At 72.3% G+C, this 15770-nt stretch carries 12 protein-coding genes; 5 read left to right on the top strand and 7 right to left on the bottom strand.

Annotated features, from left to right (window positions below; translation table 11 throughout):
* Position 1: 1 nt before the first annotated feature.
* Positions 2 to 1396, bottom strand: a complete 1395-nt coding sequence (locus ACIBEJ_RS28895) for a phytoene desaturase family protein (protein ID WP_397185975.1) — start codon at positions 1394 to 1396, stop codon at positions 2 to 4.
* Positions 1393 to 2001, bottom strand: a complete 609-nt coding sequence (locus ACIBEJ_RS28890) for a DUF305 domain-containing protein (RefSeq protein WP_397185974.1) — start codon at positions 1999 to 2001, stop codon at positions 1393 to 1395. The genes ACIBEJ_RS28895 and ACIBEJ_RS28890 overlap by 4 nt, the downstream gene beginning before the upstream one ends.
* A 117-nt stretch (positions 2002 to 2118) precedes the next feature.
* Here ACIBEJ_RS28890 and ACIBEJ_RS28885 point away from each other — a divergent pair, with 117 nt between their 5' ends.
* Positions 2119 to 2823 (top strand): DUF3105 domain-containing protein, encoded by a 705-nt coding sequence (locus ACIBEJ_RS28885; RefSeq protein WP_397185973.1) that lies wholly within the window; start codon positions 2119 to 2121, stop codon positions 2821 to 2823.
* 13 nt (positions 2824 to 2836) lie between these two features.
* Here the strand turns inward: ACIBEJ_RS28885 and ald are convergent, their stop codons facing one another.
* Positions 2837 to 3952 carry an alanine dehydrogenase gene (ald, locus tag ACIBEJ_RS28880; protein WP_397185972.1) on the bottom strand — a complete coding sequence of 372 codons (1116 nt, stop codon included), beginning with the start codon at positions 3950 to 3952 and terminating at the stop codon, positions 2837 to 2839.
* A gap of 179 nt (positions 3953 to 4131) precedes the next feature.
* Between ald and ACIBEJ_RS28875 the strand changes: the two genes are divergently transcribed.
* The gene (locus ACIBEJ_RS28875) at positions 4132 to 5094 is read left to right on the top strand and encodes an excalibur calcium-binding domain-containing protein (RefSeq protein ID WP_397185971.1); all 963 of its coding nucleotides are present in this window, start codon (positions 4132 to 4134) and stop codon (positions 5092 to 5094) included.
* Positions 5095 to 5443: 349 nt separating this feature from the next.
* Entirely contained in the window at positions 5444 to 5710 is a 267-nt protein-coding gene (locus tag ACIBEJ_RS28870; protein WP_397185970.1) for a hypothetical protein, read from the top strand.
* Here ACIBEJ_RS28870 and ACIBEJ_RS28865 read toward each other — a convergent pair.
* From ACIBEJ_RS28865 to ACIBEJ_RS28855, 3 genes are read right to left on the bottom strand one after another with little or no spacing between them, the layout of a single operon-like run.
* On the bottom strand, positions 5671 to 7050 hold the full coding sequence (locus ACIBEJ_RS28865) for an NCS2 family permease (protein ID WP_397185969.1): 1380 nt from the start codon (positions 7048 to 7050) through the stop codon (positions 5671 to 5673). The genes ACIBEJ_RS28870 and ACIBEJ_RS28865 overlap by 40 nt on opposite strands.
* Positions 7051 to 7109: 59 nt before the next feature.
* Positions 7110 to 7343 carry an EF-hand domain-containing protein gene (locus ACIBEJ_RS28860; protein WP_397185968.1) on the bottom strand — a complete coding sequence of 78 codons (234 nt, stop codon included), beginning with the start codon at positions 7341 to 7343 and terminating at the stop codon, positions 7110 to 7112.
* Positions 7344 to 7352: 9 nt separating this feature from the next.
* On the bottom strand, positions 7353 to 9551 hold the full coding sequence (locus ACIBEJ_RS28855; RefSeq protein ID WP_397185967.1) for a xanthine dehydrogenase family protein molybdopterin-binding subunit: 2199 nt from the start codon (positions 9549 to 9551) through the stop codon (positions 7353 to 7355).
* A gap of 94 nt (positions 9552 to 9645) precedes the next feature.
* Here ACIBEJ_RS28855 and ACIBEJ_RS28850 point away from each other — a divergent pair, with 94 nt between their 5' ends.
* On the top strand, positions 9646 to 11250 hold the full coding sequence (locus tag ACIBEJ_RS28850; protein WP_397185966.1) for a PucR family transcriptional regulator: 1605 nt from the start codon (positions 9646 to 9648) through the stop codon (positions 11248 to 11250).
* Here ACIBEJ_RS28850 and ACIBEJ_RS28845 read toward each other — a convergent pair whose 3' ends face one another.
* Positions 11251 to 14064 (bottom strand): BTAD domain-containing putative transcriptional regulator, encoded by a 2814-nt coding sequence (locus ACIBEJ_RS28845; protein ID WP_397185965.1) that lies wholly within the window; start codon positions 14062 to 14064, stop codon positions 11251 to 11253.
* Positions 14065 to 14438: 374 nt separating this feature from the next.
* Between ACIBEJ_RS28845 and ACIBEJ_RS28840 the strand changes: the two genes are divergently transcribed.
* Positions 14439 to 15722, top strand: coding sequence for a helix-turn-helix domain-containing protein (locus ACIBEJ_RS28840; protein WP_397185964.1), 1284 nt, complete (start codon positions 14439 to 14441; stop codon positions 15720 to 15722).
* The last annotated feature ends 48 nt before the right edge of the window (positions 15723 to 15770 follow it).

Raw genomic sequence — 15770 nt, 5'->3', positions numbered from 1 at the left:
GTCAGGGGTGCTCGCGCAGCGCCAGCCGGGCGGCGTGGTAGCCGCCCATGCCGTGGGCCCCGCCGCCGGGCGGGGTCGAGGAGGAGCACAGGTACACGCCGGGCAGCGGCGTGCGCCAGGGCGCCGGTGACCAGACGGGCCGCTTGACGAACTGCCCGAGCGAGCCGGCGCCGCCGTTGATGTCGCCGCCGACCAGGTTCTGGTCGAACCGCTCCAGGTCGGCGGTGTTCATCGTATGCCTGGCCAGGACCCGGTCGCGGAAGCCCGGCGCGTACCGCTCGATCTGCGCCTCGATCGCGGCGCTCATGTCGGCCGTCGAGCCGCGCGGGACGTGGCAGTAGGCCCACAGCGTGTGGCCGCCGCGCGTGGGGTCGGCCGCGTACGGCTGCACGAGCAGCACGTACGGCCGGGGCGAGTGGCGGCCCGCCGACACCTCGGCCTCGCTCAGCGCGATCTCCTCCAGCGTGCCGCCCAGGTGGACCGTGCCCGCCGGCGCCACCTGCGGATCGCGCCAGGGCACCGGGCCGTCGAGCGCCCAGTCCATCTTGAACACGCCCGGCCCGTAACGGAAGCGGCGCAGCCGGTCGCGGTAGCCCTTGGGCAGCTCGGCCATCCGCAGGAACTGCCGCGGCGTCACGTCCAGCATGACGACCGGCGCGTCCAGCTCGCGCAGGTCGCGTACCCGGTGGCCGCTCACCGTGACGCCGCCCAGCCTCCTCAGCCGCTCCACCAGCGCGTCGGCCAGCACCTGCGAACCGCCCCTGACCAGCGGCCAGCCGACCATGTGCGCGCTGGCCGCGAGCAGCATGCCGTACCCGCTCGTGATCGGCGCGCGCAGGTCGAGCATCGAGTGCGCGGCCATGCCCGCCAGCAGCGCCCGCCCCTCGGCGGTCCTGAACAGCGCGCGCCCGAGCACGGTCACGGGCAGCGCGCCGAGCATCCCGAACCGCGCCGCCGCCACCGGCGCCCTGGGCGGCGAGAGCGGCGACAGCAGCGTCTCCACCAGCGGCGCGCCCGCGCGCGCCGCGGCGCCGACCGACGCGCGCCACGCCGCCGCGTCCCGCCCCAGCCCCTCAGCGGTACGGCCGGCGTCGCGATGGACCAGCGCGGCGGGCCGGTCGTCCAGCGGATGGGCCACGGCGATCCTGGGCTGCGCGAACGGCACGAGCGTGCTCAGCCCGAGCGCGCGGAAGGCGGGGGAGACCAGCGCCATCGCCAGCACCGTGGCGCCCACGTCGTGGACGTGGCCGGGCAGCGTCAGCTCGGCCGAACGCAGCGCGCCGCCGAACCGGTCGGCCGCCTCCAGCAGCAGCACCCGGCGTCCCGCCGCGGCGAGCGTGATCGCGGCCACGAGCCCGTTGGGGCCCGAGCCGACCACCGCGGCGTCGTAGATCACAAGATGGACGGCAGCGGCTGCGCCCCGCGGTGCTTGAGCATCTCGGTCATCAGCTTGATCTCGCCGTTCTGGCCGTCGATGATCTTCTGCGCCATGCCGGTCACCTCGTCGCGCTCCGACAGCGGCAGCAGTCCCCTGGCCATCTGCACGCCGCCCTCGTGGTGGCGGATCATGAGCTGCAGGAAGAGCACCTCGGCGTCCTTGCCCCGCGCCGCCTTGAGCCTGTCCAGCTCCTCGCGCGAGGCCATGCCGGGCATCACGCCCGCCTTCACCGGCTGCCCGCCGTGCCCGTGGCCGCTCATCCACGCCATCGGCCGCAGGTCGGTCGTCTGGCCGAGGTCCCACTGCTGCAGCCAGCCGAGGAACATGCCGCGCTGGTTCGCCTGGGTGTTGATGATGTCGAAGGCGAGGTTGCGCACCTCGGGGGCGGGGCCCTTGTCCCTGATCGTGAACGACATGTCCACCGCCTGCGCGTGATGGGTGGCCATGTCGCGGGCGAACCCGGCCTCCGCGGAGGTCTCTGACGGCGTGCCTCCCCTGCCGAACAGCAGGAAGGCGGCGATGGCCGCCATGGCGACCGCGGCGACGGCGATGAGCTTGTTCATGTCGTTTCCAGCCTACCCAGGCATGGCGTGAGCTCGTCGTTAAGCTTCTTATTCTCCATATACGCCCGGAGGGCATAGGGTGACCCGCAGTTGGCATGCCGATGGAGGAAAATCGCGATGACGAAGGAGAAAGCGCAGGCGCGGCGCGAGCATCTGGAGAAGATGCGGGCCACGCAAAGGCGTAAGGAGCGCCGCACCGCGCTCCTCATGTGGGGAGCGGGTGGCGCGGTCATCGTGCTGCTCGTCGGCGTGGTCGGCTTCTACATGATCAACCAGTCGAGGGCCAGCTCGCTCGACGCCGTCACCAGCGTCAAGTACGAGGCCGGGCAGCACGTGTGGAACAAGGTCTCCTACAAGGAGAACCCGCCGGTGGGTGGCGAGCACAACAACTACTGGCAGCAGTGCGACATCTACGACAAGCCCATCCACTCCGAGCACGCGGTCCACTCGCTGGAGCACGGCGCGGTCTGGATCACCTACCGGCCGGACCTGCCCAAGGCCGAGGTCGACGCGCTGAAGAAGGTCGCCGGTGAGACCGGCAGCATCGAGTACATGCTGGTCAGCCCGTTCCCGAACCTGCCCGCTCCGATCGTGGCCTCCTCCTGGGGCCACCAGTTGAAGCTGGACAAGGCCACCGACGAGAAGCTGCCCGCGTTCATCAAGAAGTACCAGAACGGCAAGGACACCCCCGAGCCCGGCGCGACCTGCGGTGGCGAGCAGGCGGTCACCACGACCGCCGACCAGGCCCCGCTGCCGCCCGAGCCGCAGCAGCAGCAGCCGTCCGGCAGCCCGTCGCCGGTGCCGTCGCAGTCGCAGCAGTGACCCGGCGCTAGCCTCAGCCGAGCACGTCCTCGATGGGCACCCACTCCAGCCCGTGCGCCTCCGCCACGGGCCGGCTGGTGAGGTGCCCTTCGTGTGTGCTGAGCCCGTGCTCCAGCGCCGGGTCGCCGCGCAGCGCCCGCGCCCAGCCCTGGTCGGCGATGGCCAGGGCGTAGGGGAGGGTCACGTTCGTCAGCGCGTACGTCGAGGTGTGCGGCACCGCGCCCGGCATGTTGGCCACGCAGTAGAAGATCGAGTCGTGGACCCGGTAGGTCGGCTCGGCGTGCGTGGTCGGGCGCGAGTCCTCGAAGCAGCCGCCCTGGTCGATGGAGATGTCCACGAGCACCGAGCCTGGCTTCATCCGGCGTACGAGGTCGTTGGAGACCAGCTTCGGCGCCCTCGCGCCCGGCACCAGCACGGCCCCGATGACCAGGTCGGCCTCCAGCACGGCGAGCTCGATCTCCAGCGTGTTCGAGGCGACCGTCTGGCAGTGACCCTGGTAGATGGCGTCGGCCTGGCGCAGCTTGTCGATGTTGCGGTCCAGCAGCAGCACCTCGGCCTGCATGCCGAGCGCGATGGCGGCCGCGTTCATGCCGGACACGCCCGCGCCGATGACGACGACGTTGGCCGCCCGCACGCCGGGCACGCCGCCCATGAGCACGCCCCTGCCGCCCTCCGAGCGCATCAAATGGTAGGCGCCGACCTGGGGCGCGAGCCGTCCCGCCACCTCCGACATCGGCGCCAGCAGCGGCAGCGCGCCGTTCGCGTCCTGCACGGTCTCGTACGCGATGCCGGTCACCCCCGACTCCAGCATCGCGCGCGTACACGCCTCGGAGGCCGCCAGGTGCAGGTACGTGAACAGCACCTGACCCTTGCGCATCCGGTGATACTCCTCGGCCACGGGCTCCTTGACCTTCATAACCAGATCGGCCTCGGCCCAGACGGCGTCGGCCGAGTCCAGGACGAGTGCTCCTGCGGCGGCGAAGTCGGCGTCCGGGATGGCCGAGCCGGCGCCGGCGTCCTTCTCCAGCAGGACCTGATGGCCGTGCCGGACGAACTCGTGGACGCCCGCGGGGGTGAGAGCCACGCGGAACTCGTTGTTCTTGATCTCGCGGGGTACTCCGACCTTCATGAGACCACTCTCGGCTCGACGGCCAAACAGAACTATCGACAATCTGTAATTGTTCTTCCATTCTTCCTCACACCATGGTGGAAAGTTGAGAAATTCCGGCTGATTACCCCGGTCCGGCTTGTCCTCGATAAGCTCACCGGCAGCCCGCGAACGCCAGGATGGGGTCGTCGTCCATGTCGATGGAGAATCCACCGGTCTCCGACACACCGCGGCCTGAACAGCCGCAGGCCAGCAAGCTCACCACGATCGTCCTGATCGTCTCGCTCGTCCTGGTGATCGTGATCGCCGGAGTGCTGGGGGCGGTCGCCGTCCTCATGACCAGGAGCCCCGACGCCCCGCTGCTGGGCGCGGTGCCGCCGATGCGGCTGGCCACCCCGATCCACTTCGCGCCGGTGCGCGAGTCCAAGGAGGCGCCCTGCCCCGGCGAGGAGGCCGTCCTGGACGAGAAGCAGACCACCTGCTTCCTCATCGGCAGGGGCGTCACGGTCGACTCCGTGCAGCAGATCGAGACCGTGGCCGAGGACGACGGCACGTACTCGGTCCGCATCGCCATGGCGCCCGCGTTCAAGGCGAGGGTGGCCACGATCATCCAGGAGCTGGTCAAGGACCAGCGGCCGCTGGCCGTGGTGCTCACGCCGCCCAACGTCGTCGTGGCCGCCCCGAACGTCACCCAGGCGATGGACGGCGACAGCGTCAGCATCGGCCCCCTGATGAAGACCGACGCCGAGGCCCTCGCCGTACGCCTGGGCGCCGACCCCGGCGCCACCGGCCTGCCGACCACGGGCCAGCCGACCGACCCGGGCACCGGCCCGCCCGACACCGGCCTGCCGAACACGGGTGCGCCGACCACGGGGCTGCCGAACACCGGCACCCCGGTCGCGCCGCCCGGCACCGGCGCTCCCACCGCGACCACGCCTCCCGGCACCGGCGCCCCCAGCACGACCGCCCCGGCCGCCAACACCCCGGTCGGCGCGAACCCGACCGGCGGCTCGCGGCTGCCCGCCGACGACCGGCGGTTCGCCGGCTGCAAGGAGGTCGTGGCCGCGGGCAAGGGCCCCTACTTCAAGGACCGCGACGCGGAGTACTTCTGGTACACCGACAAGGACAAGAACGGCGCCGCCTGCAACTCGGGCGATCTCTGAGCCGGCTTTTTCGTCGGGGGCGCTGGCTAGGTTCGCCGGTGAGTCGGGTCTTCGGAGGGTGACCAGGTGCGGGTTCTGTTGTTCGGGCCGGTGGGCTTGCTCACGCCCGCGGGGGAGTTCGTCACGGGCCCGCCCCGCCGGCAGGCCGTCCTGGCGATGCTGGCGGTGCACGCGCCCCAGCCGGTCGCGATGGCCGCGCTGATCGAGGGGCTGTGGGGCGCGCGGGCGCCGCGCTCGGCCGGGCAGAGCATCTACACCTACGTGGCGGGTCTGCGCGGGGTGCCGGAGACCGGGGAGTCCGCGGTGCCGCGTCCTGGTCATCCTCGACGACGCCGCGGGCCTCGCCCACGTGCGGCCGCTCCTGTCACCCCCGCCGGGCGTGGTGCTCATCGTGACCAGCAGGGAGACGCTGGCCGCGGGCGACGACTGCGCACAGGTCCGACTTGTGGGGCTGGGGCCGGAGGAGGCGGAGGAGCCGGCCGGGCGGGCGGCGGACCTCGCCGCCGCGCTGAAGAACCCGCGCTGGGAGGCGCGCGTCCGCACCGAACGGCAGGCCCTCGACCTGGCCCTGGCCCGTCAGCCGAACAGCCCCTCGAACCCGGAGATCCCGAAATAGGCCAGGAAGATCACCGAAACCACCCAGAGCAGCCACGGGATCTCCTGGAACCTCCCGCGCACCGCCTTGATCAGCGTGTAGGCGATCACCCCGGCCCCGACGCCGTTGGTGATCGAGTACGTGAACGGCATCAGCGCGATCGTCAGGAACGCCGGGATGGCCAGGTCCAGATCCTCCCAGTTGATCTTGCGTGCCTGCGTCATCATCAGCGCCCCGACCAGCACGAGCGCGGGCGTGGCCGCGGCCGGCGGCACCACCGCCGCCAGCGGCGTGAACAGCAGGGTCAAACCCAGCAGCGCCCCCGTCGCCACGCTGGCCAGACCGGTACGCGCCCCCTCCCCGACCCCGGCCGCCGACTCCACGAACACGGTGTTGGCCGAGGCGCTCATGGAGCCGCCCACGACGCCGGCGACACCGTCCACGGTGAGGATGGCGCCCAGCCGAGGCACCCGGCCCTTCTCGTCGACCAGACCGGCCTCGTCGCTGACCCCGATGATCGTGCCCATCGCGTCGAAGAACCCGGACAGCACCAGCGTGAACAGCACCACGGTCGCGGTCACCACGCCCGCCCGCGCGAAGCCGCCGAACACGTCCACCTGCCCGACCAGCCCGAAGTCGGGCGCCGCGACCAGCGACTCGGGCAGTCGCGGCACCACGATGCCCCAGGTCTTGGGGTCGATGACGGCGAGGGAGTTCACGACGACGGCCACGATCGTGGTGACGACGATGCTGATGAGGATGGCGCCCGGCGTCCTGCGGACGTACAGGACGATCATGAGGAGCAGGCCGAAGCAGAACACCGTCACCGGCCACCCGGCCAGGTGGCCGGTCGCGCCGAGCTGCACTGGCGTGCCGGTGCCGCGACCGACGAAGCTGGCGTCCACGAGGCCGATCAGGGCGATGAACATGCCGATGCCGACGCTGATCGCGTGCTTGAGCGCCAGCGGGATCGCGTTCATGATCAGCGTGCGCAGCCCGGTCACGGCCAGGATGATGATCACGATGCCTTCGAGGACCACCAGGCCCATCGCCTGCGCCCAGGTCATGAACGGCGCCGCCTGGTAGGCCACCACGGCGTTCAGCCCGAGCCCGGCCGCCAGTCCGAACGGCGCGTTGCCCGCGACGGCCATGAGCAGGGTGCAGATCGCGGCGGCCAGCGCCGTGGAGGTGGTGAGCTGGGCGATGGTGAGCTGCGCGCCGGTGACATCCTTGGCACCGCCCAGGATGATCGGGTTGAGCAGGATGATGTAGGCCATGGCCATGAACGTGGTGATGCCACCGCGTACCTCACGGCCGACGGTCGTCCCCCGCCCGGACAGCTCGAAGAAGCGGTCGAGCACAGCGGTCCCCCCTAGCGATCAAGGGGGAGTGCCGGTTGCCTACCCGGCGGGGGAGCCGGTCATGCCTTCTCGTGCCGCCCGCCGCCGACCATGGCGACGAACTCCTCCAGTCCGATGCGCCCGTCCCCGTCCTTGTCCGCCGATCTGATGAACAGCTCGATCTCGGTGCGGTCGAGGCCGTGCGTCCCCAGTGCCTCGTTGACCTTCCGGATCTCCTCGACGGTGATGACGCCATCGCCGTCGGTGTCGAACCTGGCGAATTCTTCTCTCGCCTCATCCTCGATGTTGCTCATCCGCACAACCTATAGGAGCGCTATCTCCTCGGGTCTGATCGGCACCCGCGAAAGCTCCAGCCCGGTCGCGTCGCGCACCGCCGCCGCGATCGCGGGCGTCGAGGACAGCGTGGGCGGCTCACCGGCCCCCCTCAGTCCGTACGGTGCGGCCGGGTCGGCGTTCTCCAGGATCTCCAGCCGCATCGGCGGCATGTCGAGGATGGTCGGGATCAGGTAGTCGGTGAACGACGGGTTCACCACGCGCCCGTCCCTGACCTGGATCTCCTCCATCAGCGCCAGCCCGAGCCCCTGCGCGGTGCCACCGTGGATCTGACCCTCCAGCGCCACCGGATTGAGCACCCGCCCCACGTCCTGCACCGCCGCCAGCTCCACCACCTTGACCAGCCCGAGCTCGACGTCCACGTCCACGACCGCCCGGTGCACGCACAGGGCGAGCTGGGTGTGCGAGTCGCCCTGCCCGGTCACCGGGTCCAGCGGGTACGTCGGCCGGTGCCGGTACTCCCGCGTCTCCTCGATCGGCCCGAACTTCTCCAGCGCCGCCCGCGCCTCCAGCCCCTGGAACCGCGCCCGCACCGCCTCGCAGGCCGCCTTCACCGCGCCGCCGGTGACGTACGACTGCCGGGAGGCCGACGACGAGCCCGCGGAGCCGACCGCCGTGTCCGCCGTGGCCACGGTGACGTCGTCCACGCCCAGCTCGGTCCTGGCGATCTGCGCCTGTACGGTCACCAGCCCCTGGCCCACCTCCGCGGCGGCGGTGTGCACGGTGACGTGCGGCTCGCCGTTGACCAGTTCGGCGCGGACCCTGGCCGTGGAGTAGTCGTCGAAGCCCTCGGAGAAGCAGATGTTCTTGATGCCGACGCCGTAGCCGACGCCCCGCCGTACCGACTCCCCGTGGGTCGTCTGCGAGACGCCGCCCGGCAGGTCGAGCAGGTCGGGACGGCCGGCGGCGGCGGGCGGCAGCGGCATCGACTCCAGCGTGCGCAGCATGCCGGCCAGCGGCGCGGGCGCGTCGATGAGCTGGCCGGTGATGAGCCGCGAGCCCTGCGCGACGGCGTTGCGCACGCGGACCTCGACCGGCGACAGCCCGCAGGCCGCGGCGAGCTTGTCCATCTGCGACTCGTAGGCGTAGCACGCCTGCACGGCGCCGAAGCCGCGCATCGCGCCGCAGGGCGGATTGTTGGTGTAGACGCCGGTGGCGACGACCCGCACGTTCGGCACCTCGTACGGGCCGACGCCGAGCGAGGCCGCGTTGCCGACGACGGCGGGCGAGGAGGAGCAGTAGGCGCCGCCGTCCAGGAGGATGTCGGCCTTGACGTAGACGAGCCGGCCGTCGCGGGTGGCGCCGTGCTCGTAGCGCATCCAGGCCGGGTGGCGGTGGACGTGGCCGAAGAACGACTCCTCGCGCCCGTAGGACATCTTGACCGGCCGGTTCAGGCGCAGCGCCAGCATGCAGGCGTGGACCTGCATCGACAGGTCCTCCCTCGCGCCGAACGCGCCGCCGACGCCCGACAGCGTGAGCCGTACCTTCTCCGGCGGCAGGCCCAGGCACGGGGCTAGCTGGTCGCGGTCGACGTGCAGCCACTGGGTGGCGATGTACAGGTCGACGCCGCCCTCGCCGTCGGGCACCGCCAGCCCGGACTCCGGGCCGAGAAATGCCTGGTCCTGCATGCCGACCTCGTACTCGCCGCGCACGACCACCTCGGCCTCGAACGTGTCGCCGACCGTGACCGGCTGCCTGCGCAGCACGTTGCCGCCCGGCTGCACCTTCGGCTGGCCCGGGTCGTCGGCCGCCGCCCTGGGGTCGGTGACGGCGGGGCGCGGCTCGTACTCCACGACGATCGCCGCCGCCGCGCGGCGTGCCGTCTCCGGATGGTCGGCGGCCACCAGCGCCACCGGCTCGCCCTGGTAGCGCACCTGGTCGATGGCGAGCACCGGCTGGTCGCGGTGCTCCAGGCCGTAGAACTTCTCGCCGGGCACGTCCTCGTGCGTCAGCACCGCGCGTACGCCGTCCATCAGCAGCGCCGGGCCCACGTCGATCGACCGGATCCAGGCCGAGGCGTGCGGGCTGCGCAGCGTCACGCCCCAGACCATGCCGTCCAGCCACAGATCGGACGCGTACGCGAACTCGCCCGTCACCTTCAGCGCCGCGTCGGGCCGGCGTGCGCTCTCGCCCACGCCCTGCCGCGTCGTGCCGACCGTCTCCGTCATCTTCCGAGTACAGCACCGGCCCGCGCGGCCCTCCTACGCGCGACAGGTGAAATCGCGGTCAGCGGTTGGCGGGCCGACTTGTATATTCCTCCAAGTGCGCATCAGTGACCTGCTGGCGATCCCGGAGCTGCGCCTCAACCTGCTCACGGGCGATCCCTCCGCGGCGTTCACCTCCGTGTACATCACCGACCTGCCCGAGCCCGGCCGCTACCTGTCCGGCGGCGAACTGGTGCTCACCGGCCTGCTGTGGCGCCAGGGTCCCGGCGACTCGCCGCGGTTCGTCGCGGCGCTGCGCGAGGCGGGCGTGGCCGCGCTCGGGGCCGGGCACGCGTGGCTCGGGCACGTCCCCGACGACCTGGTCGCCGCCTGCGCCGACGCGGGCCTGCCCCTGATCGAGGTTCCGACCGCGGTCTCCTTCCGCACGCTCAGCGAGATCGTCGTGCCCCGGCTGTCGGGCGACGTGCGCGAGGCGCTCGGCCGCCACCGGCGCATCGTCGCGGCGGTGGCGGAGGGCGCCGACCTGCCCGAGCTCGTCGCCCTGACGGCCGCGGAGCTCGGCGTGACGGGCGCGGTCGTCTCCGCCTCCGGCGAACTGATCGCCGGCACCCTCCCCGACCCCCCAACCCCCGACAACACTGACGACGTCACCCCACCCTCTGAAGACGTGGCCTCGGCCTCCGAAGGCGGCCCGGCTGCGGGTTCCGTGGTGGGAGTTCCCGCCGACGTGGGTGAGGAGCCGGTCAGGGTACGGCTGGCCCGCGCCTACCTGGCCGCGCCCCGGTTGCCGTGCCGGGCGGGCGAGTACACCGTCTTCGCCGTCGGCCGCGGCCACCGGGCCGCCGGATGGGCCCTGGCCTGCGACGGCGACCTGCTCGACCGGGCCGACCTCGGCTACGAGCTGGCCGCCTGCGTCGCGCTGGAGCGCATCCGCGTGGACGCGGCCCGCCGGGTGGAGCGCCGCCTGGTCGAGCAACTGGTCGCCGCCGCCCTGGCCGACGGCGACGCCGCCGAGCTCAACGCCGGGCTGCGGACCTGCGGGATCGACGCGGCGGAGCCGTACACGGTGGTGAACGCCACGGCGACGGGCGCGCGGGCGGGCGACCCCGACCCCGTGACGCTCGGCGGCCAGGTGCTGGAGGAACTGCTGGGACGCGAGGCCGTGGCGGCGGCGGGCGAGGACGGCGCGATCGCCGTCGTGCCCCTGCGCGGCCGGACCGTGAACGACCTGGCCGACCGGCTGCGCGCCGGCATGGACGTGCTGTCGTCGCTGCCCGGCACCAGCGTCCGGGCCGGGCTCAGCAGCGCCCTGTCCGGGGCCGCCGCGCTGCGCGGCGGCGTCGCGGAGTCCGGCCATGCCCGCCGGCTCGCGGAGAGCCGCGGCGGCGGCGTCGTCACCAGCGCCGAGATCTACACGCACGGCCTGCTGCTGGCCACGGTGCCCGCCGACATCAGCAGGTCGTTCGCCGCCAGCCTGCTGGGACCGCTGCTCGACTACGACAGCCGGCACCAGTCGGAGCTGATGCTGACCCTGCGGACGTTCCTCGACACGGCGGGGTCGTGGCAGGTGTGCGCCGAGCATCTGCACGTGCACGTGAACACGGTCCGTTACCGGATCAAGCGCATCGAGGACCTCACCGGACGCGACCTGTCGACCATGGGCGACCGCGTGGACTTCTACCTGGCCCTGCGCGCTCCCTGATCAGGCCGGGTCCACCGGCGGCACGCCGAGCTCACGGTAGACGGCGGCGTGCTCCTGGCGTGCCTGGCCCTGCCACTCGGACCTGTCGAGCGTGCGGGACAGGAGCAGCGCCTGTTCGACGTGCTCCAGGGCGAGGGCCGGCTGGCCGAGCTGACGGTGCGCCTGAGAGATGCGGACGAGCACGCGGACCTCGGCCACGCGGTAGATCACCTTGCGGTTGAGTTCCAGGGAGCGGTGGAGGCTGCCCAAGGCGTCCGCCGGACGCCGCTCCTCCAGGCAGATCTCTCCGAGGATCATGTGGAGGGCCGCCTCGTGGTGGGCGTCGTCGTCGGCGACGGCACTGGCCATCGCCTCGTCCAGGGCGCTGACGGCCTCCTCGCGCCTGCCGAGGTAGCGGAGGGCGTCGCCCCGCATCATCTGGGCGTAGCGCATGCCGAGCCGCGAGCCGAGTTCGCGGGCGATCTCGTACTGCCGCGCGGCGTACTCCAGGGCCAGCTCGCAGTCGCCCCGCTTGACGTGGATGTTGGCGAGGTTGCCGAGGGACCGCTGCTCGCTGAAGGTGTCGCCGCTCCGCCGTGCCAGGTCGAGCTCCAGCTCACGGTGCCGCAGGGCCTCGGCGAGCTGGCCGCGATGCAACGCCACGAAGGCGAGGTGGTTGTGGGCGTGGCAGGCGAGGGAGCCGTCGTCCAGGCGAGCGGCCACCTCCAGGGCCTGTTCGTTGCAGGCCGACATCTCCGTCAGGCGGTACGTGCCGTGCTGGAACCACATGAGGGCGAACGTGAGCGCGACCCCGAGCCTGGCGATCTCCTCGTCGTCGTCCGACATCGCCTGTTTCGTGGCGGCCAGGAGGTTGGCCTCCTCGTCGAGCAGCCACCGCCGGGCCTGACCGGCGTCGCGCAGGGGCGCGGGAGGCGCGTCCAGCTCCGGCAGGGGCGCCAGCACCCGCTGGGGATCGGTCAGGTTGACCGCCCGGCGCGTCGTGGCGATCAGGCACGTCAGGACCCGCACGACCGTCTCGCGCGCTCCCTCCGGCCGCAAGGTGGTCGCGAAGAGCCGGACGAGGTCGTGCATCTGGAAGCGGTCGTCCTGGACCGGCTCCAGCAGGTGAACCTCGACCAGCCGGTCGAGCGCCCCGCGAGCCGCGGCCGCCGGCCCGCCGAGCAGGGCGCCCGCGATCTCGGCGGTCACGTCGGGGAGGTGAAGCACGCCGAGCAGCGCCAGCAGGCGGGCGGCGGCGCTGTCGCGCGCCCGCCCGGCGTCACGCAGCGCGGTCCAGCTCGACGCCATGCTGGGCTGGACCGCCAGCGTCCCGATCTGGAGCTCGTCCAGCCGGGTCCGCTCGTCGCTCAGCCGCGCGGCCAGCGCGGACAGGCTCCACTCCGGCCGCTCCGCCAGCCGCGCCCCGGCGATGCGCAGGGCCAGCGGCAGGCCGCCGCACATGTGCGCCACCCGCGCGGCGTCGGCGGGCTGCGCCGCCACCCGCTCGGATCCGGCGAGCTTCGCCAGCATCTCCGCCGACTCCGCCGAGGAGAGGCCGGAGAGCACGAGCTGCTCGCAGTCGTCGCCGCCCGACAGCGTCTCGCGGCCGGTCACCAGAACCGACGTGCCGAGGGGCACGCCGAGCAGGGGCAGGATCTGCCGCAGGCCGGCCGCGTCGTCGAGGACGATCAGCAGCCGCCTGCCGTCGATGTGGGTACGCCACAGCGCGGCCGCCTCGTCGGCATCGGCCGGGACGACCTGCCCGGCGACGCCCAGCGCCCGCAGGAAGCGGCCGAACACGTCCACCGGCGACAGCGGCGCGAGCTCCGGAGTCGCCCCGCGAAGGTTGACGAACAGCTGCCCGTCGGGGAAGCGGTCCTTGACGGCGTCGGCCAGGAGGACGGCCAGGGCCGACTTCCCCACCCCGGGCGGGCCGCAGATCGCGACGAACGGGTGGGGCGTCCCGCCGCCCTCGGGATCGAGCAGAGACCGCAGCCGGACGATCTCCGCGTCCCTGCCGACGAAGCCGGACAGCGGGCGGGGCAGCTCGCGCGGCACACCGGGGCGGGGCGCCGCCACCCCGCGCAGAACGAGCTCGTGCGCGGCACGCAGACCCTCTCCGGGGTCGACGCCCAGCTCTTCGGCGAGGACCCGGCGCCCTTCGGCGAAGACCGCCAGCGCCTCCGCCTGCCTGCCGTCCTGGAAGAGCGCCAGCATGAGCAGTTCGCGCAGCCGTTCGTGGGAAGGGTGGCGCGCCACCGACTCCTGGAGCGCGGGGAGCGCGTCGCCGGCTCGGCCCAGCCGCAGCAGCGACTCGGCCCGGCGCTCGACCGCGGAGAGGTGGAGCTCGCGCAGCCGGGCCCGCTCGGCGTCGGCGAAGGGGCCGGGCACGCCGCTGAGCGGCGGTCCCTGCGCGAGTCCGAGGGCGCGCTCCAGCAGCGGGAGCGCCTCCGAGTGGCGGTCACCGCCCTGCAGCAGGCGTGCTTCCTCGAGATGGAGGGCGAACAGGCGGGCGTCGATCTGCCTCGGGTCGAGCAGGAGCTGGTAGCCGCGTCCGGCGGCGAGAATGACGGACCCTTGCGCCCGGGGTGCGCGGGAGTCGTCGAGGACCCGGCGCAGGCCGGCGATGTAGGTGTAGATACTCTGCTGGGCGGTACGCGGCGGGTCGCCGCTCCACAGTCCGTCGACCAGGTCGGAGATGCCGACCGGCTGGGGCGCGTGGCAGGCCAGCATCGCCAGGACCGCCTGCTGCCGAGGTGGCCCCAGGTCGATGGCACCACGTGTCGTCGACCCGCCTACCACGCCGAGAAGGCGGATGCGAACGTCGGACGTCACTCGGATCCCCCACCACGTCGGAGCCAGGCTCCGAATGTAGGTGAAATGTAGACGCGCGATCTAGCCTGTTTGCACGGGGTGCGCGTGGGGCGCATCAACAGGACGGGGACAACGCCGCCCACTCGCACAGAGTGCGGCTGAGCAAGTGGGTGGCGCGAACTGCCGATGCGGTCAGCAGCAGGAAGGAATGTCGAACGAGGCGCTGACTTGAGGGATGGATGGCGATTCGGCATGTGCCGCCGTAGCATTGCCTCCAGCGACCGAAATGGTCGCAATCACTACAGCTAGTGCGGACATGGCAAGTCGCGTGCGCATGGGGGTTCTCCCTCGCCTGTGGGTGATACTGGGATCTATCATTTCAGGGAGCGTCAGCGGTGACCACATCTGACCTGGTCGGCTTGCGGATTAAAACCGTCAGGCGACAGCGGGGGCTGTCGCAGGCCCAACTGGCGCATCCCGAACTGTCCGACAGCTACGTCTCCTTGATCGAGAGTGGCAAGCGTACCCCGACTCCTGCGGTCCTTGAGCTCCTCGCCCAGAAGCTCGACTGCTCACTCTCCTATCTGGTCAACGGTGTAACCGCCGAGCAGATGGAGGACATCGAGCTCGCACTCGGCTACGCCCGTCTGGCGCTGGAAAACGGTGAGGTCACCGAGGCCAGAACCCGGTTCGCCGAGCTGCTGGCCGACAATAACCTGACAGGTCTCGCTTCACTGCGTCAAGACGTACAATTCGGACTTGCTCTGGCCACGGAGGCGTCCGGCGACCTGGAGGGCGCCGCGCAGATCCTCTGCAGGCTGCGCGAGGACGAGCTCCCGCCCGAGCGTCAGATCGAGGTCGCCAGCGCGCTGGTGCGCGTCTACAAGGTCAGCGACCGCCTCACCGAGGCGGTCGAGGTCGGGGAGGCCGTCCTCGGTTCCCCGAGCCGCCCCTCCTGGTCCGACCCCCTCATCGAGCTGGGCGCGAACCTGCTGGCGGCCTACCTCTACCGCGGCGACCTGCTGCGCGCCCGCCAGTACGCCGCCGAGCTCCTCAACGCCTCCGACGCCCTCGGCACCCCGCGCTCCGTCGTCGCCGCCAACTGGAACGCCTCCCTCGTCGCGCTGGCCATGGGCCAGGGCGAGGAGGCCATGTCGCTGGCCGAGCGCGCGCTCGCGGTGCAGTCCGAGACCGGGCAGCCGCGTAACCTCGCCCGGATGCGGCTGGCCTACGCGGCCCTGCTGCTGCGGGTGCGCCCGCAGGCCAGCGGCGAGGCGCGCGAGATCGTGCTGCGTGCCAACCAGGAGCTTTCGGAGACCTCCGCGAGCACCTTCGACAAGGCCCACGGACTGATGGAGCTGGCACGCAGCGAGATCGTCGGCGGTCGTCTGGAGGAGGCGCTCACGCACGCGGCGATGGGCCGCGACGCGGCTCCCGGCACCGCGCGGGCGGCGGGCGCGGAGTCCCACCTGCTGATGAGCCGCGCCTACATCGGGCTGGGCAGGTTCGACGACGCCTCTGGCGAGATCGACGCGGTGCGCGCGTGGCTGAGCCCGATGCCCGACTCCAGCAAGGTCGCCAGCACCTGGTACGCCGCGGCCGAGGGCATGGAGGAGCTCGGAGACGTCGAGGGCGCCGTCGGGGCGTATCAGCGGGCGCTGGCCTCGGCCGGTCTGTAGCCACCGGCGCGGCGGCGGGACCGGGCGGCGGCGTGGGTAGCCTTGGGG

The organism is Nonomuraea sp. NPDC050790 (assembly GCF_044456745.1).
Taxonomy (GTDB): Bacteria; Actinomycetota; Actinomycetes; order Streptosporangiales; family Streptosporangiaceae; genus Nonomuraea.
Note: the sequence above shows the minus strand (reverse complement) of the source record. Positions and strands in the feature narration are given on the sequence as shown.

Bases quoted from the DNA above. Each gene is read 5' to 3' on its own strand.
- ACIBEJ_RS28890 (WP_397185974.1), bottom strand. From the start codon at position 2,001: ATGAACAAGCTCATCGCCGTCGCCGCGGTCGCCATGGCGGCCATCGCC.
- ACIBEJ_RS28885 (WP_397185973.1), top strand. From the start codon at position 2,119: ATGACGAAGGAGAAAGCGCAGGCGCGGCGCGAGCATCTGGAGAAGATG.
- ald (WP_397185972.1), bottom strand. From the start codon at position 3,952: ATGAAGGTCGGAGTACCCCGCGAGATCAAGAACAACGAGTTCCGCGTG.
- ACIBEJ_RS28875 (WP_397185971.1), top strand. From the start codon at position 4,132: ATGGAGAATCCACCGGTCTCCGACACACCGCGGCCTGAACAGCCGCAG.
- ACIBEJ_RS28860 (WP_397185968.1), bottom strand. From the start codon at position 7,343: ATGAGCAACATCGAGGATGAGGCGAGAGAAGAATTCGCCAGGTTCGAC.
- ACIBEJ_RS28855 (WP_397185967.1), bottom strand. From the start codon at position 9,551: ATGACGGAGACGGTCGGCACGACGCGGCAGGGCGTGGGCGAGAGCGCA.